This is a genomic window from Mycobacterium celatum, assembly GCF_002101595.1.
GTDB classification, from domain to species: domain Bacteria; phylum Actinomycetota; class Actinomycetes; order Mycobacteriales; family Mycobacteriaceae; genus Mycobacterium; species Mycobacterium celatum.
In genome coordinates, this window is record NZ_LQOM01000041.1 from 1 (window position 1) to 1649 (window position 1649).

Below are 1649 nucleotides of genomic sequence, written 5' to 3' on the forward strand. Positions count from 1 at the left end.
CCACCACCCCCCAATTACCAACCCCACCCAAAAAACCGCGCTCACCCACATCCAGCACATCAACCAACGACAACCGCCCACCCGGATCAGCCGTCATCGCCACCAACACCCGCTCCAACCGCCCCACCAAACCCTCAACACCCACCACATCAAACACATCCGTGCGAAATTCGACGGTCCCGCCGATACCGGCGGGCTCTCCGGCCTCGCTCCAGCGTTCGGCCAGAAAGAAGGTCAGATCCATGCGGGCGGTGTGGGTTTCGATCGGTATCTGGGTGACGTGCAGATCACCCGAACCCAGCGTGGCGGCGGCGTCGCCGGTGATTCCGGGTAGGTTCTGCCAGGCCAACATCACCTGCACGAGGGGGTGATGGGCCAGCGATCGGGTCGGGTTGAGCCGCTCGACCAGCACCTCGAACGGCGCGTCCTGGTGCTCGTAGGCGGCCAGGCTGCGCTGTCGCACCTGGGCGAGCAGTTCTGCGAAGGTGGGGTCTCCGGTCAGATCAACCCGCAGCACCAAGGTGTTGACGAAAAACCCGACCAACTCGTCAAGTGCGGGGTCGCGGCGCCCCGCGATCGGAAACCCAACGGCCACATCAAAACTCGCAGTGAGCTTGGCCAGCAGCGCGGCCAGGGCGGCCTGGATAACCATGAAGCTGGTCGCGTTGTGCTCTCGAGCCACCCGCGCCACTTGCTGTTGCAGCTCTGCGGGCCACTCCACCGCCACCCGGGCGCCGCGGTAATCCGCAACCGGCGGGTAAGGGCGATTGGTGGGAAGCTGCAGCCGCTCGGGCATGCCGGCCAACGCGTCCTCCCAGTAGGCCAGCTGCGCGGCGATCCGGCTGTGATCATCGTCGAGATCGCCAAGCTGGGCGCGCTGCCACAACGTGTAGTCGGCATACTGCACCGCCAACGGCGCCCAGTCAGGGGCCTGCCCCGCGCACCGGCTGGCGTAGGCCACCCCGAGATCGCGCACGAACGGGACGATCGACCAGCCATCCGCGGCAATATGGTGCACCACAACCACCAGTACGTGTTCATCGCTGGAAACAGCGAAAAGTCTTATCCGCAGCGGGATCTCGACCGCCAACTCGAAACTGTGGCGGGTCGTCTCCTCAATGGCCTCCTGTAGCCGGCTTACCGGCCAGGCGGTGGCATCGACGACGTCGCAACCGAACTCGGCCTGCTCGAGGGAGACGATCACTTGCTGGGGTATTCCTTTGGGCGCCAAGAACAGTGTGCGCAGGCTCTCGTGGCGGTCCACCACATCGGCCAGCGCTGCCGCGAGGGCGTCAACATCCAGCTGCCCGCAAAGCCGCAATCCCACCGCGATGTTGTACACCGGTGAGGGGCCGTGCAATTGGTCGATGAACCACAGTCGCTGCTGGGCAAAGGACAACGGCACCACGGCCGGTCGTTCGACAGCCGCCAGCGGCTCCAGCCGACCCGTATCGCCGCCGATACGGAGGGCCAACTGGGCCACTGTGGGTGCTTCGAACACTGCGCGCACCGAAAGGCCGGCGGCGAGGCCGGTGTTGATCGCGGCGACCAACCGCATGGCCGACAACGAATTTCCGCCGAGGTCGAAGAAGGAGTCGTCGGCTCCGACGCGGTCGAGGCCTAGGACTTGGGCGTAGATGCCGGCCGGA

The 1649-nt window shown here is 65.6% G+C and carries 1 protein-coding gene; it reads right to left on the reverse strand.

The genetic code is table 11. The features are described 5' to 3' along the window. Positions 1-1649, reverse strand: a 1649-nt coding sequence (locus AWB95_RS18605) for a condensation domain-containing protein (protein WP_249025640.1), incomplete at both ends; no start/stop codon positions are given.